This is a genomic window from Agrobacterium sp. a22-2, assembly GCF_012276985.1.
GTDB lineage: Bacteria > Pseudomonadota > Alphaproteobacteria > Rhizobiales > Rhizobiaceae > Allorhizobium.
In genome coordinates this window covers 250970-273152 of the sequence record NZ_JAAXMM010000001.1, presented here as the reverse complement: position 1 = coordinate 273152, position 22183 = coordinate 250970, and the positions used below count along the sequence as shown (strand labels likewise).

Genomic DNA, 22183 nt, shown 5'->3' with positions numbered 1-22183 from the left:
CCCAGAGATGCCAGATTGCGAGTCTGTTCAAAAATGGTGAACAGCCACTCCTCAAAGCTGCTCCCCTGACGCTACGTTCCCGAAATTGTCTGATTGACGCAAGACCGCATTGGTCGCTATTTGCAAACAGGGTCTGTTCATTTTTGAACAGATGGAGAAGGCTATGACGCAAAAGCACCGGACATTGTTCACCTGGGACGATCTGCAGTTCTTTCTCGCGGTGGCCCGCACCGGGCAATTGTCCACAGCGGCACGACAGCTACGCTCAAGTCATGCCACGGTCGCCCGTCGGATCGACCGGCTCGAATTCGTCCTGAAGGTCAAGCTGTTCGAGCGCAACCCGCGCGGCTACGTGCTGACCAATGTCGGGCAGCGCTTCATCGAGACGGCCGAGCGGATGGAAACCGAGACCGAGCGCCTGCAGGCCGATATTTCCTCAGGACTCACCACCTTGCGCGGCGTCGTGCGGCTCAGCGCCCCGGAGGGTTTTGCCAATTTCTTCTTTACCGAGCGCCTGACGGAGTTCGTGGCAGACCACCCGAATATCTCGCTGGAACTGGTGACGATCCAGCAGATCATGTCGCTGTCGCGCAAGGAAGCGGATGTGGCGGTGGCGCTGGATCCGTCCAAGGCCGGTCCTTATGTCTCCGAAAAGATCGGCGATTACAGTCTGCACGTCTACGGCGCACGATCCTATCTCGCCGACAGCGCTCCGATCCGCAGGCGCGATGACCTGCTCGACCATCCCTTCATCGGCTATATCGAGGACATGATCTTCGCCCCGGGTCTCGATTATCTGGGCGACGTGCATCACGGCCTCAGGGCAAAATTTCAGAGTTCCAGCATCTTCGCGCAGCTGACGGCCACCCGCAACGGCCTTGGCCTCTGTGTTCTGCCGAATTTCATCGCTTCAAAATATCCTGATCTGGCGATCGTTCTGCCGGACGAGGTGACGCTTCGGCGCAGCTATTGGCTGGTCTGCCACCGCGACCTGCGCGATGTGCCCCGTATCCGCAGCGTGGCCGGCTTCATCGCCAAGGCCTATCAGGCGAACACCCAGGACTTCACCCGTAATTCCTGACGGCAGCAACCGACGTCTCATCAGCGAGATATAGGTCCCAACCGTTTGCCGGCTTCAATCGTGATACCAGTGATCGGGATTAGCCTGTTCGACCGACCGCGCGAAACGATTGGCCATGGCGACGACAGGCGCTGCGACCAGTGCTGAAATCCATGCCCAGGCCGTTGACGTGCGGTATCGTATCGGGTCGACTACGCCCGGCCCTGCGCCGCGCGACCGCGTCCTCTTGACCTCTGCGCCTCCACAGCGTGGCGAAAGCTGCTCAGCGGCGGTTTTCTTCTTCGGCGAAATCCGGTCCAGGCGGCAATGTCTGGCGCGACCTGCGGCTACGGCACTCGCGGACATCACTCCGCCCGACAGATCGAGCAGGGCCGATTTCAGATCAAAGACCTGGGGCAAGCCATGATCCTTGCGGCCCATCGGACGGCTCGCAGGCTTCAGCAAAATCGGGTTTTGGCGGCGCATCTCTTTTCCTCCTGCAGACGTTGACGTTTTCAGTCGGCTTACAAAAGATAGGGACTCTTTCATGCCATGTGTAGGTAAAGCATTTTTTAAATCTATATATTTTATAGAAAATATGTCTATTTAATTCATGGCGCGCCCGAAGGTTCCATCCGGTTTCCTGGAAAATCCAAATCCGAGCGGAGTCCGACCAACAAAGATCTGCGGATTGCGCATGCGGGGCCGTTCTCCCGACACAATCGCCAGCGACGAACTTGCGTATGAAATTTATAATTTTTATATGGTTTTAAGGCTTGTGGACCAGCATCCGGCAATGTTGGATGTACACATGCTTGGATGATTTAGGCTGGCGCGCGCCTCGGCGCGGTGTGGAAAGCAGACGGCAATGCTGACGAAAAAAGGCAAATACGGATTGAAGGCCCTCGTCGATCTGGCCAAGCTTGGTCCGGGAGAAACGGCATTCATCAGCGAGATCGCGCTGCGCAACAATATCCCGAAGAAGTTCCTCGACACCATTTTGCTGGAACTGCGCAATGGCGGCATCCTGCGATCCAAAAAGGGGCCAGGTGGCGGTTACTCCCTTTCGCATCCCGCCAGCGAGATCCGTATTGGTCACGCAATTCGAATTATCGACGGACCGTTGGCGCCGATTCGTTGCGCCAGCCGGACTGCCTTTGAGGCTTGTGACGACTGTGCCGATCCGGAAACCTGTCAGGTGCGGCGTTCGATGACCCAGGTCCGCGACGCCATTGCTGCTATTCTGGACACCATGACGCTTGAGCAATTCGTGGCTGCACCTGGCCTCAACGACTTGACCCAGGACGAACCAATGGAAAAGCGCGCCAGCTGAATTGGCGTCGCCTGCCGGTCGCTTTCCGCAACCTCGAGCCGCCGTGCCGCGGCGTGCTGACCACTTGCTAAGACCGGGCCGTGATTGCACAATGTAGACTTGAAGATTACGCCGTGAAGGCCGGAGCGACCGAGCAAGATGCAGGCAACGGCACCAGCGTTTGACCAGGTCGCGATCGTTGGCCTGCTGGCCGCAATGTTTGTGGCCTTCGCAACCGAACGGTTCCGCATGGAACTCGTTGCCATCGCCGGCGTTGCCGCCGGCTTCCTCCTGGGCCTGGTGCCCGTCGGCGACATCTTCTCCGGCTATTCCAGCTCTGCCGTCGTCACCGTTGTCGAAGTGTTGATCATCGTGCAGGTTCTCGGACGCTCGCGTGTGCTGGATCCTGCCACCCGCTTCATCTTGCGTTTCGCACACTCGGATATAGCAGTTATCGTCGCTCTCTCGGCGCTGGCGGCCTTCGTTTCGGTCTTCATGAACAATATCGGCGCCCTGGCGCTCGTTCTTCCTATGGTCTTTCAGATCGCCGCCTCGACCGGTATGTCTCAGCGCAAACTGTTGCTGCCGGTGTCCTATGCCACCTTGCTTGGCGGCACCTGCTCGCTGATCGGCACCCCGGCAAACCTCATTGTCAGTGCCGCAAACCGTGATTTCACGGGCGAGCCGCTTGGCTTCTTCGATTTCGCTTATGCTGGCGTGCCGGCAACAATCATGGGTCTGGTGATCCTGGTGCTCTGGGTGCCGCGGATCTTGGGCGAGGAACGGGACGAAGCACCGGCGGGCGAGCACGGCGGGCGACGGATTCTGGCCGAGTTTCGTATTCGCGACGGATCCGGTTGGACCGGTTGCCGGTTGCCCGACATCGAAAGCAGCCAAAACCTGAGCCTGCACACCGTCGTGCGCGATGGCCGCTATCTGTTTGCCCGGCGCGGCGATATCGTTCTCCAGTCGGGCGATGTCGTGCTCATCAATGGTGAACTGGGCAGGATCACCAAGCTAATCGACACGGGCGCGCTTGCCTATGCCGATCGCGACCATGACGACGGGACGCCGCTGCTCGAAGCGGTGGTCATGCCGGAAAGCACGCTGGTCGGCTCGTCCATCCGGACGCTGGAGGTGTTTCGCGCCCGCGGCATTTCCGTCGTCGGCATCGGAACGCAAACGGCGCGCATCGAGGGCCGGCTGGTCGACCAGCGCATTTCAATCGGCGATATCCTCTATCTGCGCGGCGACCAAAAGGACGTCGCCACCGCCTTGCGCGAAGCCGAAAGCCTGCAGCTCTGGCCCTCGGCGGAGCGTTGGAAAGCGCCGCCGTCCCTGCTGTCGCTTGGCGTCTTTGCCCTGGGTGTCCTGTTGGCCGCATTCGAACTGGTGCCCACCGAAATGGCATTCGGCCTGGTGGTTCTTGTGCTGCTGGCAATGAGGCAGCTCAATCTGCGGGCGGCGCTTGCCGATATCAACTGGCCGATCATCATCATGCTGGCCTCGATGATGCCGCTGGCCGCAGCCGTCGAAACCACCGGGGCGGCCGCATCCATAGCCCGCTGGCTGGCCAGCGCCATGCCGAGCGATGCGCCGGTGGCGGCGGTCGGCCTGATGCTGGTCTCCGCCTTCCTGTTGACGCCATTCATCAACAACGCCTCGGCAGCCCTTGTCCTGATCCCGGTCGCAGTCGAGATGGCCCGCCATTTTGATTGTCCGGTCGAGGCTTTGCTGTTTGCCGTGGCAATCGGCGTTTCGGTCGATTTTCTGACGCCCTTCGGGCATCATAACAATACCATTGCCATGGGAATTGCCGGATACCGCTTTTCGGACTTCCCGAGGGCCGGCTGGCCTGTTAGCTGTGCCGTACTGCTCGTCGCCTTCTTTGCAATCACCGTGGTGTGGCTGTAGAATCGATAATGAGGCCGCCCCTTCCGGGACGGAATCCTGGCTGTTTGGCGGAATGACATGATATCGCAAAAGGCAAAATATGCACTTCGGGCTCTGACGGCCTTGGCGCGCGCCACCCCGTCCGAACCGGTCCTGATCGCCGATATCGCCGAGTCCCAGAATATTCCGCGCAAGTTCCTGGAGCAGATCCTGCTCGACATGAAGCATCACGGCATCGTCGCCAGCCGGCGTGGCAAGCAGGGCGGCTATCTGCTGCTGCGCGCAGCCGATACCATCACCTTCGGCGAAATCCTCAGAATGATCGACGGGCCGATCGCGCCGCTGCCCTGCCTGTCCATCACCGCCTATCGCCGCTGCGACGATTGCCGGGATGAGGGAAGCTGCGAGATCCGGCACGTCTTTGCCCGTGTCGCCGAACAGACCCGCGCGGTGCTGTTTGGCACGACGATTGCCGATGCTTTGCACGACGAAGACGAGGGCCAGGGTCTGATGCCGGCGCTTGCCAAGGCCTGAAACCTCGCGGTAGCGACGCTCCGCATTTTGTCGCAGGACCCCCGTCTTGTCCGCGTTTGTTTTGTCTGCATGGGCTTTTTCAGAACGAATGAGTTCCCGGCCAGCGCCGCAGGGAATGATTTTTGCGAACGCATCCTGGCTTGTTGACTAACTCTACTAAGTCAGTAGAGTAAATGGGCAGATCACAACGGGAGTGACGGAAATGCTCAGTTTTTCCAAAGGGTTAATGACAGCAATTGTGGGGGTCAGCCTGTCGCTCGGATCGGTCTCCGGCGCCATGGCGCAGACAACTTTGCTCAACGTGTCCTATGATCCGACACGCGAACTCTACAAGGAATACAACGACGCCTTCGCCGCTCATTGGAAGGCCGAGACTGGCGAGGACGTCACGATCCAGCAGTCGCATGGCGGCTCAGGCAAGCAGGCGCGCGGCGTGATCGACGGGCTGGAAGCGGATGTCGTGACGCTGGCGCTGGAAAGCGACATCAACGCCATCGCCGAAAAGACCGGCAAGATCGCCAAGGACTGGCGGACCCGCCTGCCCAACAATTCTTCGCCCTACACGTCGACGATCGTCTTCCTGGTGCGCAAGGGCAATCCCAAGGGCATCCACAACTGGGGCGATCTGGTAAAGGGCGACGTCACGATCGTCACCCCGAACCCCAAGACCTCCGGCGGTGCACGCTGGAACTATCTGGCGGCGTGGGCCTGGGCGAACGAGGAATTCGGCGGCGATCAGGACAAGATCAAGGCCTATATCTCTGAACTGTTCAAGCGGGCGCCCGTACTCGATACCGGCGCGCGGGGTTCGCTGACGACATTTGCCCAGCGTGAAATCGGCGACGTGCTGCTGGCCTGGGAAAACGAGGCTTATCTGGCCGGTGCAGAGTTTGGCGCGGATGCTTTTGACATTGTCGCCCCGCCGATCTCGATCCGGGCAGAGCCGCCGGTCGCCGTCGTCGATGGCAATGTCGATGCCAAGGGCAGCCGCAAACAGGCCGAAGCCTATCTGGCCTATCTCTATTCGGAAGAGGGGCAGAATATCGCCGCCAAGCATTTCTACCGGCCGTCGAAGCCGGAGCTTGTGAAGCCGGAGTTGCTCAAGCAGCTGCCTGAGATTAAGCTGGTGACAATCGACGATCCGATCTTCGGCGGATGGGTGAAGGCACAGCCTGAGCATTTCGGCGATGGCGGCGTCTTCGACCAGATCTACAAACCGGGAAACTGAGTTCGTGACGACATCCACCACTGCAAGTGCAGGGTGGCGGATCAGAAAGCCAAGCGTCATTCCGGGTTTCGGACTGACGCTTGGCTTTTCCCTCGCCTACCTGACCCTCATCATCCTCATTCCCCTGTCCGGCCTTGTCTGGCGCACATCGGCGCTCAGCGGCGCTGAATTCTGGGCGATCCTCACCGACGAGCGCACCGTCAACGCGCTTCGGGTGAGCTTCGGAACTGCACTGATCGCCGCCTTGATCAACGCTGTGTTCGGCGTTGTGGTCGCCTGGGTGATCGTTCGCTATGAATTTCCTGGACGGCGAATCATCGACGCGGTGGTCGACCTGCCGTTTGCCCTGCCTACGGCCGTTGCCGGCATCGCGCTGGCGGCGCTCTACGCACACAACGGCTGGGTTGGCAGCATTCTCGGTCTCATCGGCATCAAGGCCGCCTTCAATCCGACCGGCATCGTCATTGCGCTGGTGTTCATCGGCCTGCCCTTCGTGGTGCGCACCGTCCAGCCCGTCATGGAAGAGATCGATCGGGAAGTGGAGGAGGCTGCGGCAACGCTCGGCGCCAACCGTTTCCACACCGTGTTCCGGGTGCTTCTGCCGGGTCTCGCGCCCGCCATTCTCACCGGCTTCGCGCTCGCCTTTGCCCGCGGCGTCGGCGAATATGGCTCGGTCATCTTCATCGCCGGCAACATTCCTTATGTGTCGGAGATCGCGCCGCTGCTGATCGTCATCCGCCTGGAAGAGTTCAACTATGCGGCCGCCACCGCCATTGCGGCGATTATGCTGTCGATCTCCTTCTCCATGTTGCTGGTCATCAATCTCATTCAGGCCTGGAGCCGCAGGAGGTATGGTTATGGCGCATAAAGCCCGTCACATGCCGTCGCCGACGACGGAAGCGCCGTTCGCCCGCTACACCCTAATGGCGGCTGCCTTCCTGTTTCTGCTGCTGTTTCTGCTGCTGCCGCTGGTGGCCGTATTCATCGAGGCCTTCCGCAAAGGTCCTGGCGAGTTCATCGCCGCCCTGGGTGAACCCGACACCCTGGCCGCCATTCGGCTGACCCTGCTGGTGGCGGTGATTTCGGTGCCCCTGAACCTCGTCTTCGGCGTCGCCGCCGCCTGGGCGATCGCCAAGTTCGAGTTCAAGGGCAAGGCCTTCCTGACCACCCTGATCGACCTGCCGTTTTCCGTGTCACCGGTTATTTCGGGCCTGGTCTATGTGCTGCTGTTTGGAGCGGGCAGTGCGCTTGGTCCCTGGCTGAAGAGCTACGGGATCGAGATCCTGTTTGCCGTGCCGGGTATCGTGCTGGCCACCATCTTTGTGACCTTCCCCTTCGTTGCCCGCGAACTGATCCCGCTGATGCAGGAACAGGGCAATGGCGACGAGGAAGCGGCGCTGTCGCTGGGCGCCAATGGCTGGCAGACTTTCTGGTATGTGACGCTGCCCAATATCAAATGGGGCCTGCTCTATGGCGTGTTGCTCTGCAATGCCCGCGCCATGGGCGAATTCGGCGCCGTCTCGGTGGTTTCGGGCCATATCCGCGGGCTGACCAACACCATGCCGCTGCATGTGGAGATTCTCTACAACGAATACAATTTCGTCGGCGCCTTCGCAGTCGCCTCGCTGCTGGCAGCTTTGGCCCTCGTCACCCTCATCATCAAGACAGTTCTCGAATTGCGGTTCGGCGCGGAAATCGCCGCTGGCCGCAAGCATTGAAAGGCATTGCCTCCTATGGAAGTGAGAGTTTCCAATATCCGCAAGGAATTCGACCGCTACCCCGCGCTGCACGATGTGTCCCTCGACATCCGCTCCGGCGAATTGATCGCGCTTCTGGGTCCTTCGGGCTCTGGCAAGACGACGCTGCTGCGGCTGATCGCCGGCCTTGAGCAGCCGACCCGCGGCCAGATCTTCTTTGGCGACGAAGACGCCTCGCTGAAGAGCGTCCAGGAGCGCCATGTCGGTTTTGTATTCCAGCACTATGCGCTGTTCCGCCATATGACGGTGGCCGACAACATCGCTTTCGGCTTGACGGTCCGGCCGCGCGGCGATCGTCCGCCAAAGGCGGAGATCCGCCGCCGCGCCCTGGAACTGCTCGACATGGTGCAACTCTCAGGCCTCGAAAAGCGCTATCCGAACCAGCTCTCCGGCGGTCAGCGCCAGCGCGTGGCGCTTGCCCGTGCCATGGCCATCGAGCCGAAAGTGCTGCTGCTCGACGAACCCTTCGGTGCGCTGGATGCCAAGGTGCGCAAGGAATTGCGCCGTTGGCTGCGCGATTTCCATGAACGCACCGGCCACACCACCGTCTTCGTCACCCATGACCAGGAAGAAGCCCTGGAACTGGCCGACCGCGTCGTGGTGATGAGCCAGGGGCGCATCGAGCAGGTCGGCTCCTCGGACGATGTCTATGACCGGCCGAACTCGTCTTTCGTGTTTTCGTTCATCGGCGACAGCGCCCATATCCCGGTGACGATTGTCGGCGGCCAGGTGCTGTTCCAGGGCGCGCCGATCGGCATTTCCGCCGCGGGCGAAGGCGAGGCGACCTTGTTCTTCCGCCCGCAGGATGTGGTTCTTGTTTCGGAGGGCGAAGGACTGAAGGGAGCCGTCACCACCAGCCGCCGTCTGGCCGGTACGCGCATCACCGAAGTCGATGTCGGAAATTCTGGCGAGGCCCACCACATTGAGATCGAGATTCCGCTCGATGTGATCGCCAAGGTCGGTTCCGAGATCAGCTTCCGGCCGACCCGCTGGAAACTGTTCTTCTGAGAGTGGAGCCGCTCGGCGCAGCTTGGGCGCCGGGCGTCAGTGCTTTATAACTGTCTCAGAAGACGAACAGCACGACCGTGACGAACATATAGGCCGCAACCACGATCACAACCTGCGCAGTCCTATGTAGCGATACTGTCCAGGTGCTGTGCACCGGCCGGCTGAACGGCGCGCGGCGCGGCGGTGTTTCGAAGGTGATGGACATGGCAGACCTCGTGCCGCTAAAGCAATTCCAGCAAAGCGCGCAAACGGCGTCGCGTCCGGAATTGCGTGAAAACAAAGGATTGATGCACTTTCCCTGCCCGGATTTGACCGGAATGCCTCAAAGAATCGGATACATCCCCCAGAAGAAGATCTCGTGATTTCTGGCGGATGCTTTCTCACATACGTCCGCTTCCGCAGCCTCGACGCTCTTCTGTTCAACTTTGCCCTCCTGCTCAGACCGCATGGCCTGCAGATGCCGGGAAAGCCCGAAGAAATCGAAGGAAAACATGGTGATTCCAATTGGCATTGTCATTCTCCTGTTTCCGTTGGCCTGATGTAATGACCTGAGTTTGGCTCCTTCTCGTGTTAAAGTCAATTATATCTATAAAAACTATAGACTAAATTGAAGAGCAAGCGGAGCAAAATTTAGCGTCGAACCCGCCCCACTGCAGATCGCCCGCCTTCCGCGCCCTACTGAACGCACAATCTCGGCGATCGGAAGCAGACTGGAGCCAAATCAGGATAAGGGGAATACGACGAGGCGATTGACAATCCGTCCGGCCGGAGGTTGTCACCCATGTCTTAGGGACAATCTGTTATCTATGTATCCGGGTCGGACAAGGATCAAACTGGTGCCGCTTGCAGGACTCGAACCTGCGACCCCATCATTACGAATGATGTGCTCTACCACCTGAGCTAAAGCGGCACTCTGCGAAGGGGCCTTGAGCCTGTCCGCGTTGGTGTTGCGGCTGATACAGGCATTGCGGCGTGATTTCAAGCCGGATTTCTTGGTGTCGTGCAAAAAATGGCGGGCGGGGCGGTCGAGCCGTTTTTCATCTCAGCGGCCATTGGGCCGGCCAGTTCTCCGGTCCGTCGAGATCCTTGCCGTCGCAATCCTTGGATGTCTGGCGGTCGAGAACCAGAACCGGTCCGGCCTGTCGGCGCGACATGTGCCAGGCATTGTAGGTGCCGCAGTCGCCGATGCCGCGGCCGCGGAAAAAGGCCGACAGCTTTCCGGTCTCGAAGTCGTAGTCGAGATTGTAGGCGTCGGCCATCGTGCTCGGGGCGCCCTCGTGCAGGACAGGGAAGGCCATTTTCGAAATGACGCCAAAGCTCTCGGTGAACATTGCAATGGGCGTGTTGTAGGCGCCCGGTGTTCCGCACGGCGTCGCGTAAATCGCCTCGTCGCCGGATAGCTGGTGGACGAAGGCGCTGCCGTCCAGCTGGCTCTCTTCCGTATCCGCACATTCACCGCCCTCTGCAAAGCGGTTGCGGATCGCCTCCGGAAGCTCGGCCAGCGTGCGGATCTCGCGAAACGGGACAGCCGGGAACGGTGGCTTGTCGCCTTTGGCGCTGAGGGCATCGGTATGGCCGACCCGCTTTTGCTGGTCGTCCATGAACAGCAGGCTGGCGGCTACGCCGGCGAGCGGAACGTCGCCCTCGGCAACAGCTTCGCCCCGCGTCAGCATTACATGCAGGCTTGCCCCGTTCTTCATGGCCATCACCAGCCCGTTGCCGATGAAGTCGCCGGTAAGCACCCAGACGGCCGCGGCCGGATCATAGCGGATATCCCCGGGCGATACGGAAACCGGCGCGCCGCCATCGACGGAAACCGAGGCTCTGACGTCGCGTGCGTCCTCGGAGAAAGCGGGATTGTCCGTGGACGCTGCGATCGACAGCGGCGTGTCCGGTCCGCCATCGCGCCGTAGCTCCAACTGGCCAATGGCGCTGCCGGAGAGAAACTGCCGCATGGTGCAATTGCGCGCCTGGCTGCAGATCACCTGCCATGTCTGGAACTGTTCGAAGCCGCCAGAGTCTGCAAGACAGACGGCGGTGCCCGACAGCAGCAGGGCGAAGGTGGATGGCAAGACTGGAAACCGCATGAATATCCTCCGGCAATGGAATACGGGAGGACGTTAGCAGCGGCCTTCTTAAGCGCAAATCGCCTTTTTTGCGCCTAAATATTCGCGCGCCAGCCGATCGACCAGGGCCGCCACCGGCTCGACCGCTTTCACAGCACCGATGCCCTGGCCGCAGCCCCAGATATCTTTCCAGGCCTTGGCGCCGGTTGTCGCCTTGTCGAAATCCATCTTGGTGGGATCGGCCACTGGCAGGTTGTCCGGGTCCATGCCGGCCGCCACGATCGAGGATTTCAGGTAGTTGCCGTGGATGCCGGTGAAGAAATTCGAATAGACAATGTCATTGGCATGCGCATCGACGATAGCCTGCTTGTAGGCATCGGAGGCGCGGGCTTCGGTCGTGGCGATGAAGGGCGAGCCGATATAGGCCATATCGGCGCCCATTGCCCGGGCAGCCAGAATGCCGCCGCCGGTGGCAATCGCGCCGGCCAGCAGCAGCGGCCCGTCGAACCATTCGCGGATTTCCTGCACCAGCGCAAAGGGCGACAGCGTTCCGGCATGGCCGCCGGCGCCTGTGGCAACCGCGATCAGCCCGTCGGCCCCCTTGCGGATGGCAGAATTGGCATGGCGGTTGTTGATGATGTCGTGCAGTACGATGCCGCCATAGGAATGCACGGCGGCATTGACCTCGGGCACGGCGCCCAGCGATGAAATGACGATCGGCACCTTGTATTTGACGCACATCATCAGATCGTGCTCGAGCCGCTTGTTGGACGTATGGACAATCTGGTTGACGGCAAAAGGTGCGGCCGGCCGTTCGGGGTTCCGGGCATTATGGGCGGCAAGATCTTCGGTGATCATCGCCAGCCATTCATCGAGCTGGCTTTCGGGACGCGCATTGAGAGCAGGAAAGGAGCCGACCACGCCGGCCTTGCATTGCGCAAGCGTCAGGTCGGGATGCGAGATGATGAACAGCGGCGAGGCCACCACGGGAAGCCGCAGATGATCCGAAAGAATGGGGGGCAAAGCCATGGCGCACCTCTTGACGATTTACGTTTACGGAAACGTCAATTGGATAGCAGAACCTTCGATCCAGGAAAAGAGGGGCCAGTGAATTCCCGCGGTTCCGGGCCGGTCTTTGGATATGCCTGAATTTCGGCCCGTTTTTCCTCATTTCTCGGCGGGGAAGCCGTGAACGGGGATTTTCCTCTGGGTATCGCCTGCAAGCTCCCGTGCAAGGGCTTGCGGATTGGCAAGCCACCCGTTACCGAATCGTAAACGGCCATCGGACGCTTGCAAGGGCGGGTCCGGAGGACCTGAAATAAGGAGTAGGATCGCCCGTGAGCGGATTGGAAACGGCCATCAGAAGCGCGCTGGAGCGCTCGGATCGCGCCAATGCGGAAATCCGAGCCCGCATCTATCAGTCGGCGCGCCACGCCCTCGAAGCAGGCTTGCGCAAGCAGGACATCAACGATCCCGAAACGGTCGCCCAGCAGCGGCATCGCCTGGAAACGGTCATTCATGGCATCGAGCAGGAGGAGCGGGGACGGCTCGCCGCATCCAGCCGAACCGAACCAGACGCGCCGGCGACGGACGGCCAGCCGGCCAGCCGGAACGACCGCCGCGACCCGCCATCCGTCGACGATCACGGCATGGAGTTGCGCGCCGAGCGGCATCGCCAGCCTGCCCCGTCAGGCGACATGTCCGATCTGCGCGCCGAGCGCGGCGGCCGAACTCTCGATGACCAGGATGGCGTCGAACCGGCGTCGCAATCCGCGGCGGCGGCCCATCCGCAGTCTTTGGACATCCGGCCGGAGGCGGTCATCCATCATAAGAAGCGTCGGCGCGGCTTCTTCTCTCGATTCTTCATCTTTACGGTTCTGCTTGTCACCGTCGGCATGGGCGCCTGGTGGGTCTATACTTCGGGTCTCTTGATGACGGCCGCCGAACGCGACACCAGCGTGCCCAATCCGCCGCCTCGTGCCGAGGAGGAGGATTTTTCCGGCAATGTCCCGCCGCAGCCACAGCCGCAGCCGCTCGATCAGGGCTTTTCGGACGAATGGATCGAGGTCTTTACGCCGAAGCAGATCGAGGCCGTCAAACCGCGCGGCAATGCGCTGGTCGATGTCGTCACTACCGGTGACGGACCGGCGGTCCAACTGGTGTCGCGCAGTGCCGATGCGGATGGCAGCGTGGCCATCACCATACCTGTGGACGTATTGCGCGACATGGCCGGCCGCGTCTCGACCATTGCCTTGACGCTGCAATCTGTCTCCGACAAGCCGGTGCAGATTTCGGTGGAGTGCAATTTCGACCGGCTCGGCGATTGTTCGCGCCACCGCTTCACCGTCAATCCGGAAAAGGCCGATATCCTGTTCCAGATCGACTTCGAGCGCGCCATCGCGCCTGCAACGCCGGGCCAGTTGCTGGTCAACGGCGATCTGAGTGGCCAGGGACAGGGTGTCAATCTCTATTCGGTGCGGGTTCTGCCGGGGCAGTGATCCCGCTCAATCGAGCATGTCCTCACCCCGGCCGATGATCTTGCGGTCGGTCTCGCCGATATTGCTTTTGTCCTTGCCGTCATAGTCGAGGGCATTCAGGATATGGCGGATGACATTCAGCCGGGCGCGACGCTTGTCATTGGCGCGAACGACCGTCCATGGGGCGTGGTCGGTGTCCGTCTTCTTCAGCATACGGTCGCGCTTGTCGGTATAGTCGTCCCATTTGTCGAGGGCGGCGATGTCCATCGGCGAGAGCTTCCATATCTTCAGCGGATCGTGGCGCCGGTCGTGGAAGCGTTCGAGCTGCATTTCCCGGCCGATATTCAACCAGAATTTGAAGAAGTGGATGCCCTCTTCTTCGATCAGCTCTTCGAAGCGCGGCACCTGCTCGAGAAAATGCTTGTACTGGTCCGGCGTGCAGAAGCCCATGACCGGCTCGACAACCGCACGGTTGTACCAGGAACGATCGAACAGCACGAACTCGCCGGCGCTTGGAAACTGCGCCACGTAGCGCTGGAAATACCATTGCCCGCGTTCGGTCTCGGTCGGCTTGGTGAGGGCCACGACGCGGGCGGTGCGGGGATTCATGTAGGACAGGATCGCGTGGATCGTGCCGCCCTTGCCGGCCGCATCGCGCCCCTCGAACAGGGCCATCACTCGCTTGCCGGTCGCCTGCTGCCAGAACTGCACCTTCACCAGTTCGACCTGCAGTTTTTCCAGCTGGTCCTCGTAGTCGTCCTCGTCCATCTTCTTGTCATAGGGATAGTCGCCGGAGCCGAGCGACACGTCGTCGACCCATTTCGGCAGCTTGGGATCGTCGATGTCGAAAACGCGTGTCTCGCCGCCGATTTTCAGTTCGACCGCGCGGCTTTTCTTCGGCTCTTCCATGACGCTGCTCTCCTGCTTGCCTGTTGCGGGGCCACGCAAGGCGTTGTCCACCGCAATATTTCTCACGCCAGAAAGGGCATAGTTATAGAGTAAATTCAAGATCCTGTTGAGGCGCAGCAGGCTTTGCCGGTCCTCCACGGGGATTATTCACGCCCGCCATGGCCGGGCACGTAAACTTCTGTCATCAATGAACGTTAACAAGAAAAATCCGCGATTTCATCGCGTCCGCTTGCTGCTCGCCGAGGTGCTTTTGAACGATACGCTGCCGCCACTGCGCCGATTGAGGGCGCTTTTATCCGCCAGAGGGATCCTGCTGGTCACCGCTGCCCTGGTGGCGGTGACGGTCTATCTGTCCGGTGCCGACGCGACTGTGACCGCCATCCTGTTCGGCCTGTGCGCGATCGCCATCCTGATGCAGCGCCAGCCCGAGGCAGCGCTGGCGCAAAAGCCTGCTTCCCAGGACGGCGATCCGCCCCCGGCGGACCTGCTGCGTCCGACCGTCTACGCCACTCTCGGTGCGCTTGAGTTGCCTGTGGTGGTTTTCCGCAAGGATGCGACCGTGCTCTTCCAAAACCGGGCGATGGATAAGGCTTTCGGGCCATTGGCGGAAGGATCGCATCTGTCGGCCCGCTGGCGTTCGCCCAGCATCCTCGATGTGATCCGCGAGACGATCGCGACCGACGAGCCGAACCAGATCGAGCATTCCGAACGCCTGCCGTCCGAACGGGTCTATGTGGTGCGCATCGCTCCAGTCGATCTGCCGGTGGGCATGCCGACTGGCGACAAGCTCTACATCATGTCCTTCAAGGATATCTCTGAACTCCGGCGCATCGACCGCATGCGCAGCGATTTCGTGGCTAATGCCAGTCATGAACTGCGCACGCCGCTTGCCTCTCTCAAGGGCTTCATCGAGACCATGCAGGGACCGGCGCGCACCGACGTCAAGGCGCAGGAGCGGTTTCTCGCCATCATGCTCGATCAGGCCAACCGCATGAGCCGGTTGGTTGACGACCTGCTGTCCCTGTCGCGGTTGGAGTTGAAGGCGCATCTGGCGCCCAACGAGATGGTCGATCTCGTGCCGGTTATCGGCCATGTGCGCGATTCCCTGGCCCCGCTCGCCGCCGAGCTTGGTATAGAACTTCGCCTTCATCTGCCGCCGTCCAGGGTCGAAGTCATGGGCGACCGCGACGAATTGGTCCAGGTGTTCGAAAACCTGATGGAGAACGCCTGCAAGTACGGACAGGAAGGCAAGGTGGTCGATGTTCATGTACGCAACGAACCCGGCCACGCCGTCGAAGTGAGCGTCGTCGACCATGGGCCGGGCATCCCTGCCGAGCACGTGCCGCGGCTCACCGAGCGCTTTTATCGGGTCAGCGTCGCCGACAGCCGTTCCAAGAAAGGCACAGGCCTGGGGCTTGCCATCGTCAAACATATCCTGACCCGCCACAGGGCTCGGCTGATCGTAAAATCCGAAATTGGCAAGGGAACGGACTTTACCGTGCGGTTTTGACATAAAACTGCGGCTCTTTGCCGATATTTTTTAAAAACACTATAAAAATCAATAGATTGAACTGTCACAAATGTTTCACGGAACTGACATAAAAGCTTGGGGTAAGAGCCGCTATTAAGAGCGGGCCGATGCACGGCAAACGTGGGCGCCGCAAGCGTGCCCACATACACAAGCCCATTGACGGGAGAATTCATATGAACGTTTTGAAACTTACGGTAGCCGCCCTCGTGGCCTCTGCTGCCTTTGCCGGCGCTGGCGTCGGTGCTGCTGTTGCTCGCGACCAGATCCAGATCGCCGGTTCGTCGACTGTTTTGCCTTATGCCTCGATCGTGGCTGAAGCCTTTGGCGAGAACACCGATTTTGGTACGCCGGTCGTTGAATCCGGTGGCTCTGGCGCCGGCCGCAAGAAGCTCTGCGAAGGCGTGGGCGAGAACACTATCGACATCGCCAACTCTTCCTCGCGCATCAGCCAGTCGGATATCGACCTTTGCGCCGCCAACGGTGTGAAGGAAATCCAGGAAGTTCGCATCGGTTACGACGGCATTGTTTTCGCTTCCGACATCAATGGTCCGGAATACGCATTCACCCAGGCTGACTGGCACAATGCCCTGGCTGCCAAGGTCCTGAAGGACGGCAAGCTGATCGACAACCCGTATAAGGCATGGAACGAGATCCGCGCCGACCTGCCGGCCCAGCCGATCCTCGCCTTTATCCCGGGCACCAAGCACGGCACCCGCGAAGTGTTCAACGAGAAGGTCATCGTCGACGGCTGCAAGGAAGACGGCGCCTACGACGCTCACCTGGCTGCCGCCAACAATGACAAGGCCGAAGCAGCGAAGGCCTGCATGGCGCTTCGCACCGACGGCATCTCCACCGACATCGACGGCGACTACACCGAAACGCTGGCTCGCGTTGCTGCCAACAAGAACGCCATCGGCGTCTTCGGCCTGTCGTTCTACCAGAACAACACCGACAAGCTGCGCGTCGGCACCATGGCCGGCGTTGTGCCGTCTGTTGAGACGATCGCCAAGGGCGAATATCCGGTATCGCGTCCGCTCTACTTCTACGTCAAGAACGCTCACCTCGACGTGATCCCCGGCCTGCAGGAATACGTTGAGTTCTTCGTATCCGACGACATGGCCGGCCCGAACGGCCCGCTGGCTGCCTACGGTCTGGTTTCCGATCCGGAACTGGCCAAGACCCAGGCTGCCGTCAAGGCCCGTACCCCGATGGGTCCGCTGAAGAAGTAATACTCGGAAGTCCCGGCGGCGCGATCCTCGCGCCGCCGGTTTTCATTGTTTTCAGGGGATGTGGGCGAAATGAGTGTGGGCATCATTATCCTTGTCGTGCTAGGGCTTTCGGCACTTGGCTTTTTTCTCGGCAGGCGGCGCGCTCTGTCTTTGTGGACCGCTGGCGGCGTAAAGCTGCACTCCCTTCCGGGCTATTACGGCCAGACGGTCGCGCTATTTACCGCAGTGCCAGCCTTTATACTGCTGGTCCTGTGGCTTTCGGTTCAGCCGGCCATCATCGAAGGTCGCATTAGCAGTATGATCCCCGACAGTGTGGTGCCCGAGGGGGGCGCGCACAGTCTTGTGATGTCCGATGTCCGTCGGATCGCCGAGGGATTGGACGCCGTCATCAAGCGAGGCGGGGTCGGCGAGAGTGAACTCGACGACGGTCGTATCGATTTCAACAATATCCGCGCACGTCTTGCGGAAGTGGGTGTCGCCCTTGGCGGTGACGTGCCGATCGAAGTATTCGAGGCGGCAAGGGCTTATCGGCAAAGCGCCAGCACCAGCAACCTGGTGATGACGATCGCAGTGCTCGCCCTGGCGGTGATCCTCGGCCCGCTTGCCTATCTACGCATTCGTCCGGAGCAACGCGCCCGCAATCAGAGCGAAAGCTTCGTCAAGTGGGTTCTGCTGGCCTCGTCGCTGGTCGCCATCATGACCACAGTCGGTATCGTCGGATCGCTTGTCTTCGAGACGATTACCTTCTTCAAGCTCTATCCGTGGCAGGATTTCTTCTTCTCCACGGTCTGGAACCCGCAGTTTCGCGGTGGTTCCGATCTTGGCATCCTTCCCCTGCTTTGGGGTACGTTTTACGTGTCGATCATTTCATTGGTCGTCGCCGTTCCGATCGGCCTGATGATTGCGGTCTTCCTGTCCGAATATGCCGGCCCGAAAACACGCAGCGTCGTCAAGCCGGCCATCGAGGTGCTCGCGGGCATCCCGACGATCGTCTACGGCTTGTTCGCCCTGGTCACCGTCGGCCCGTTCCTGCGCGACTGGTTTGCCGAACCTCTCGGCCTTGGAACCTCGTCTTCCTCGGTGCTGACGGCAGGCTTGGTCATGGGCATCATGATCATCCCCTTTGTCAGTTCCCTGTCGGACGACATCATCAACGCCGTTCCGCAGGCCTTGCGTGACGGTTCCTATGGTCTCGGAGCCACGCAGTCGGAAACCATCAAGCTGGTTGTCCTGCCCGCCGCGCTGCCCGGCATCGTCGGTGCCGTTTTGCTGGCGGCCAGCCGGGCGATCGGCGAAACCATGATCGTCGTGCTTGGCGCGGGTGCGGCTGCAAAACTCGATATCAATCCATTCGAAGCCATGACGACCGTGACCGTAAAGATCGTCAGCCAGCTGACCGGCGACACGGAATTTTCAAGCCCCGAAACGCTGGTGGCGTTCGCTCTGGGCCTGACCCTCTTCGTGATAACGCTCGCGCTCAACGTGCTGGCCCTTTACATCGTGCGCAAATACCGGGAGCAGTACGAATGACCGACGTCTCCGTGTTCACCAATGCCGCCGTTCCGCCGCAGGGAAAGTCGCTTCTGACCCCCGATGAACGGACCCGCCGCCGCAATGCCTCTGAGATGCGATTTCGCCTGATGGGCAAGATCGCCGTGGGGGTCGGCATCCTGGCCCTGATCGGTCTGCTCTTGTCCATCCTGTCGAATGGCGCAACGTCCTTTCAGCAGACCTATATCTCGCTCAATGTTTTTCTGGATCCTGCCAGCCTGGATAAGACCGGCGCTCGCAATCCGGAGGACATCGCCAAGGTCTCGACCTTTGGCTATGCGCCGCTGATCGAGAAGGCACTCAGTGACGCAATGGCTGCCAAGGGCGTTGCCGTTGACGGCATGAACGCCAAGGCCGCTGCCGAGCTGATTTCCAAGGAAGCGCCGGCCGATCTGCGCCGGTTCGTTCTGGCCGATCCTTCGGTGATCGGTAGCACGCATGGCTTCGAACTGCTGGCGGCCGGTCGTATCGACGGCTACTACAAGGGGCGCGTTACCATGGAAAGCGCCGCGCTGGATCGTAATACCTCGCCCGAGCAGCTCATGCTGGCGGACAAGTTGAAGGAAGCCGGCATCCTGACGACCCGCATCAACTGGTCCTTTTTCACCGCGCCGGATGCGTCCGACACGCGGCCGGAAGCGGCGGGCCTGGGCGTGGCCATCATCGGTTCCGTCTACATGATGCTGATCGTCATCGCGCTCTCGCTACCGCTCGGTGTCGCCGCATCGATCTATCTTGAGGAATTCGCACCCCAGAACCGCTTTACCGACCTTATTGAGGTCAATATCGCGAACCTGGCGGCGGTGCCTTCGATCGTGTTCGGTATCCTGGGTCTGGCAATGCTGATCAATTTCTTCGGCCTTCCCCAGTCTGCACCCATCGTCGGCGGTCTGGTCCTCACCCTCATGACGCTGCCGACGATCATCATCGCGACCCGCGCTGCTTTCAAGGCCGTGCCGCCGTCGATCCGCGATGCAGCCCTCGGTGTCGGTGCCTCGAAGATGCAGTCCATTTTCCACCATGTCCTGCCTCTGGCGATGCCGGGCATTCTGACCGGTGCGATCATCGGCCTGGCCAGAGCTCTTGGCGAGACCGCGCCGCTGCTGTTGATCGGGATGGTCGCCTTCGTGCGGGAATTTCCGGCAGGTCCTCCGGACGGCTTTTTCGATCCGGCCTCGGCCCTTCCGGTTCAGGTCTACAACTGGACCCAACGCGGTGACCCGGCCTTTGTCGAGCGCGCGTCCGGTGCAATCATCGTCCTGCTGGTGTTTCTGATAACGATGAACCTAGTCGCAATCATTCTTCGCCGTCGCTTCGAGCGCCGTTGGTAGAGGGAACCGTAATGATGAACAATATGTCAACGACGATGAAGGCTGAAGTCATGAATGAATCGAAGATTTCCGCTCGCGGTGTTCAGGTTTATTATGGTGAAAAACACGCCATCATTGATGTAAATCTTGAAATCCGCCCCCGCACTGTCACGGCCTTCATCGGTCCGTCCGGCTGTGGAAAGTCGACCTTTCTGCGTTGCCTCAACCGGATGAACGATACGATTTCGATCTGCCGCGTCGAAGGCCATATCTCGATGGACGGCGAGGACATCTACGATCCGAAGGTGGATCCGGTACAGTTGCGTGCCAAGGTGGGCATGGTGTTCCAGAAGCCGAACCCGTTCCCCAAGTCGATCTACGAGAACGTCGCCTATGGCCCGCGCATTCATGGCCTGGCCCGCAACAAGGCCGATCTCGATGAGATCGTGTCCGCCGCTTTGCAGAAGGCGGGTTTGTGGAACGAGGTCAAGGATCGTCTGCAGGAGTCCGGTACCGGCCTGTCCGGTGGCCAGCAGCAGCGCCTTTGCATCGCAAGAGCCATCGCGGTCAGCCCCGAGGTCATCCTGATGGACGAACCCTGCTCGGCGCTCGATCCGATCGCAACCGCCAAGGTCGAGGAACTGATCCACGAGCTTCGCGCCAATTTCACCATCGTCATCGTCACCCATTCGATGCAGCAGGCAGCCCGCGTGTCGCAACGCACAGCCATGTTCCATCTGGGCTATCTGGTCGAAGAAAACGACACCGACAAGATGTTCACCAATCCGGACGATCAGCGTACGCAGGATTACATCATGGGCCGTTTCGGCTGATCCGTGTGTCGCTGGGCTGCGGTTTCAAAATTCAAGGACAATGAACATGTCATCTTCACATATCTACACGGCCTATGACGAAGACCTGAAATATCTGATGCGCCGGATCTCCGAAATGGGTGGTCTTGCCGAGCAGATGGTTGGCGAATCCATGCGCGCACTGGTCAATTCCGATGCGGCGTTGGCCCAGAAGATCATCTCCGACGACGTCATCATGGACAGTGCCGAGCGGGAAGTCGGCGACAAGGCGATCGTCACGATCGCCCGTCGCCAGCCTGTCGCCTCGGACCTTCGCGAAATCATCGGCGCGCTGCGCATCGCCAGCGATCTGGAACGTGTTGGCGATCTGGCCAAGAGCAACGCCAAGCGTGTCATGGTCGTCCAGGCTTCCGGCATTCCGCGCACCCTGGCACGCGGTATCGAACACCTCTCGGAACTGGCGCTCGTCCAGCTCAAGGAGGTGCTCGACGTCTACACGACGCGTTCGGCCGAAAAGGCAAAGTCGATCCGCGATCGCGACGAGGAAATCGATGCGATCTATACGTCGCTGTTCCGTGAACTGCTGACCTACATGATGGAAGATCCGCGCAATATCACCACCTGCACGCATCTCCTGTTCTGCGCAAAGAATATCGAGCGCATCGGCGACCACGCCACCAACATCGCCGAAACCATCTATTACATGGCGACCGGCGCGCAGCCGGAAGGCGAGCGTCCGAAGGACGACCTGTCGTCGACTGTTGGCGTCTCAGCTGAGTAATGATGTTTCCCGCCTGAAGGGGTACTTGAGCAAATGCTGCCGAAAATAGCTGTGGTTGAGGACGAAGAAGCACTGAGCGTGCTTCTTCGCTACAACCTTGAAGCCGAGGGCTACGAGGTCGAAGCCATTCTTCGTGGCGACGAGGCCGAATTGCGCCTGCAGGAGCGTGTCCCCGACCTGCTGATCCTCGATTGGATGCTGCCCGGCGTGTCGGGTATCGAATTGTGCCGGCGCCTGCGCATGCGGCCGGAGACCGAGCGCCTGCCGATCATCATGCTGACGGCGCGCGGCGAGGAAAGCGAACGGGTTCGCGGCCTTGCAACCGGCGCAGACGACTATGTCGTCAAACCCTTCTCGACACCGGAACTGATGGCCCGCGTCAAGGCCATGCTGCGTCGGGCACGCCCCGAGGTCCTGTCGAGCGTGCTGCGCTGCGGGGATATCGAACTGGACCGAGAAACCCATCGCGTTCATCGCAAGAGCCGCGAAGTCCGCCTGGGCCCCACGGAATTCAGGCTTCTGGAGTTCCTGATGGCATCTCCTGGCCGGGTCTTTTCAAGGTCCCAGCTTCTGGACGGCGTCTGGGGGCACGATATCTATGTGGATGAGCGCACGGTGGACGTTCACGTCGGACGTCTGCGCAAGGCACTTAACTTCTCAAGCATGCAGGACGTCATCCGCACGGTTCGCGGCGCCGGTTATTCCATGGAGGCTTGACGCCCGGT

Annotated in this window: 22 protein-coding genes and 1 tRNA gene; 16 read left to right on the top strand and 7 right to left on the bottom strand. The window is 60.4% G+C overall.

The genetic code is table 11. The features are described 5' to 3' along the window. Nucleotides 1-163: 163 nt before the first annotated feature. Nucleotides 164-1081 (top strand): LysR family transcriptional regulator, encoded by a 918-nt coding sequence (locus HFC70_RS01305; protein ID WP_168471384.1) that lies wholly within the window; start codon nt 164-166, stop codon nt 1079-1081. Between the two features lie 54 nt (nt 1082-1135). On the opposite strand, the gene HFC70_RS01300 is transcribed toward HFC70_RS01305, so the two are convergent. Next, nucleotides 1136-1480: a hypothetical protein gene (locus HFC70_RS01300; RefSeq protein ID WP_168471383.1), complete on the bottom strand. Its 345-nt coding sequence runs from the start codon at nt 1478-1480 to the stop codon at nt 1136-1138. A gap of 448 nt (nt 1481-1928) precedes the next feature. Between HFC70_RS01300 and HFC70_RS01295 the strand changes: the two genes are divergently transcribed. The 7 genes from HFC70_RS01295 to HFC70_RS01265 all read left to right on the top strand — a co-directional run bounded on the left by HFC70_RS01295 (nt 1929) and on the right by HFC70_RS01265 (nt 8792). Beyond that, a complete protein-coding gene (locus HFC70_RS01295; RefSeq protein WP_168471382.1) occupies nt 1929-2393 on the top strand; it encodes an Rrf2 family transcriptional regulator in 465 nt (154 codons plus the stop codon). Between the two features lie 138 nt (nt 2394-2531). After that, complete coding sequence (locus HFC70_RS01290; protein WP_168471381.1) at nt 2532-4286, top strand: SLC13 family permease; 1755 nt, start codon at nt 2532-2534, stop codon at nt 4284-4286. A 57-nt stretch (nt 4287-4343) separates the two neighbouring features. After that, nucleotides 4344-4799 (top strand): Rrf2 family transcriptional regulator, encoded by a 456-nt coding sequence (locus HFC70_RS01285; protein ID WP_168471380.1) that lies wholly within the window; start codon nt 4344-4346, stop codon nt 4797-4799. A 202-nt stretch (nt 4800-5001) separates the two neighbouring features. Continuing rightward, nucleotides 5002-6027: a sulfate ABC transporter substrate-binding protein gene (locus tag HFC70_RS01280; protein ID WP_168471379.1), complete on the top strand. Its 1026-nt coding sequence runs from the start codon at nt 5002-5004 to the stop codon at nt 6025-6027. 4 nt (nt 6028-6031) lie between these two features. Continuing rightward, nucleotides 6032-6895 carry a sulfate ABC transporter permease subunit CysT gene (cysT, locus tag HFC70_RS01275; RefSeq protein WP_368669487.1) on the top strand — a complete coding sequence of 288 codons (864 nt, stop codon included), beginning with the start codon at nt 6032-6034 and terminating at the stop codon, nt 6893-6895. Further along, complete coding sequence (cysW, locus tag HFC70_RS01270) at nt 6879-7745, top strand: sulfate ABC transporter permease subunit CysW (RefSeq protein ID WP_168471377.1); 867 nt, start codon at nt 6879-6881, stop codon at nt 7743-7745. Before cysT ends, cysW begins: the two co-directional genes overlap by 17 nt. Before the next feature lie 15 nt (nt 7746-7760). After that, nucleotides 7761-8792, top strand: a complete 1032-nt coding sequence (locus HFC70_RS01265) for a sulfate/molybdate ABC transporter ATP-binding protein (RefSeq protein WP_168471376.1) — start codon at nt 7761-7763, stop codon at nt 8790-8792. A 55-nt stretch (nt 8793-8847) separates the two neighbouring features. Here HFC70_RS01265 and HFC70_RS01260 read toward each other — a convergent pair whose 3' ends face one another. From HFC70_RS01260 to HFC70_RS01240, 5 genes are all read right to left on the bottom strand, one after another. Continuing rightward, nucleotides 8848-8997 carry a hypothetical protein gene (locus HFC70_RS01260; protein WP_168471375.1) on the bottom strand — a complete coding sequence of 50 codons (150 nt, stop codon included), beginning with the start codon at nt 8995-8997 and terminating at the stop codon, nt 8848-8850. Between the two features lie 117 nt (nt 8998-9114). Next, on the bottom strand, nt 9115-9303 hold the full coding sequence (locus HFC70_RS01255) for a hypothetical protein (protein WP_168471374.1): 189 nt from the start codon (nt 9301-9303) through the stop codon (nt 9115-9117). 323 nt (nt 9304-9626) lie between these two features. Next, a tRNA-Thr gene (locus HFC70_RS01250) sits at nt 9627-9702 on the bottom strand. Nucleotides 9703-9829: 127 nt separating this feature from the next. After that, complete coding sequence (locus HFC70_RS01245) at nt 9830-10879, bottom strand: DUF1176 domain-containing protein (RefSeq protein ID WP_168471373.1); 1050 nt, start codon at nt 10877-10879, stop codon at nt 9830-9832. A 48-nt stretch (nt 10880-10927) separates the two neighbouring features. Beyond that, nucleotides 10928-11887, bottom strand: coding sequence for a nitronate monooxygenase family protein (locus HFC70_RS01240; RefSeq protein WP_168471372.1), 960 nt, complete (start codon nt 11885-11887; stop codon nt 10928-10930). 308 nt (nt 11888-12195) lie between these two features. Here HFC70_RS01240 and HFC70_RS01235 point away from each other — a divergent pair, with 308 nt between their 5' ends. After that, nucleotides 12196-13356 (top strand): hypothetical protein, encoded by a 1161-nt coding sequence (locus HFC70_RS01235; protein ID WP_168471371.1) that lies wholly within the window; start codon nt 12196-12198, stop codon nt 13354-13356. Nucleotides 13357-13362: 6 nt separating this feature from the next. Here HFC70_RS01235 and ppk2 read toward each other — a convergent pair whose 3' ends face one another. Further along, nucleotides 13363-14244 carry a polyphosphate kinase 2 gene (gene ppk2 / locus HFC70_RS01230; RefSeq protein WP_168471370.1) on the bottom strand — a complete coding sequence of 294 codons (882 nt, stop codon included), beginning with the start codon at nt 14242-14244 and terminating at the stop codon, nt 13363-13365. Between the two features lie 229 nt (nt 14245-14473). Here ppk2 and phoR point away from each other — a divergent pair, with 229 nt between their 5' ends. The 7 genes from phoR to phoB all read left to right on the top strand — a co-directional run bounded on the left by phoR (nt 14474) and on the right by phoB (nt 22175). Beyond that, nucleotides 14474-15754, top strand: coding sequence for a phosphate regulon sensor histidine kinase PhoR (phoR, locus tag HFC70_RS01225; protein ID WP_246735609.1), 1281 nt, complete (start codon nt 14474-14476; stop codon nt 15752-15754). Between the two features lie 194 nt (nt 15755-15948). After that, on the top strand, nt 15949-17004 hold the full coding sequence (locus HFC70_RS01220; protein WP_168471368.1) for a substrate-binding domain-containing protein: 1056 nt from the start codon (nt 15949-15951) through the stop codon (nt 17002-17004). 69 nt (nt 17005-17073) lie between these two features. Beyond that, on the top strand, nt 17074-18534 hold the full coding sequence (gene pstC, locus HFC70_RS01215) for a phosphate ABC transporter permease subunit PstC (RefSeq protein WP_168471367.1): 1461 nt from the start codon (nt 17074-17076) through the stop codon (nt 18532-18534). Then, nucleotides 18531-19886 carry a phosphate ABC transporter permease PstA gene (pstA, locus tag HFC70_RS01210; protein WP_168471366.1) on the top strand — a complete coding sequence of 452 codons (1356 nt, stop codon included), beginning with the start codon at nt 18531-18533 and terminating at the stop codon, nt 19884-19886. The genes pstC and pstA overlap by 4 nt, the downstream gene beginning before the upstream one ends. Nucleotides 19887-19909: 23 nt before the next feature. Next, complete coding sequence (gene pstB, locus HFC70_RS01205) at nt 19910-20698, top strand: phosphate ABC transporter ATP-binding protein PstB (protein WP_246735630.1); 789 nt, start codon at nt 19910-19912, stop codon at nt 20696-20698. A gap of 46 nt (nt 20699-20744) precedes the next feature. Next, on the top strand, nt 20745-21458 hold the full coding sequence (gene phoU / locus HFC70_RS01200) for a phosphate signaling complex protein PhoU (RefSeq protein WP_168471364.1): 714 nt from the start codon (nt 20745-20747) through the stop codon (nt 21456-21458). A 33-nt stretch (nt 21459-21491) separates the two neighbouring features. Continuing rightward, nucleotides 21492-22175, top strand: coding sequence for a phosphate regulon transcriptional regulator PhoB (gene phoB / locus HFC70_RS01195; protein WP_168471363.1), 684 nt, complete (start codon nt 21492-21494; stop codon nt 22173-22175). Nucleotides 22176-22183: the final 8 nt, after the last annotated feature.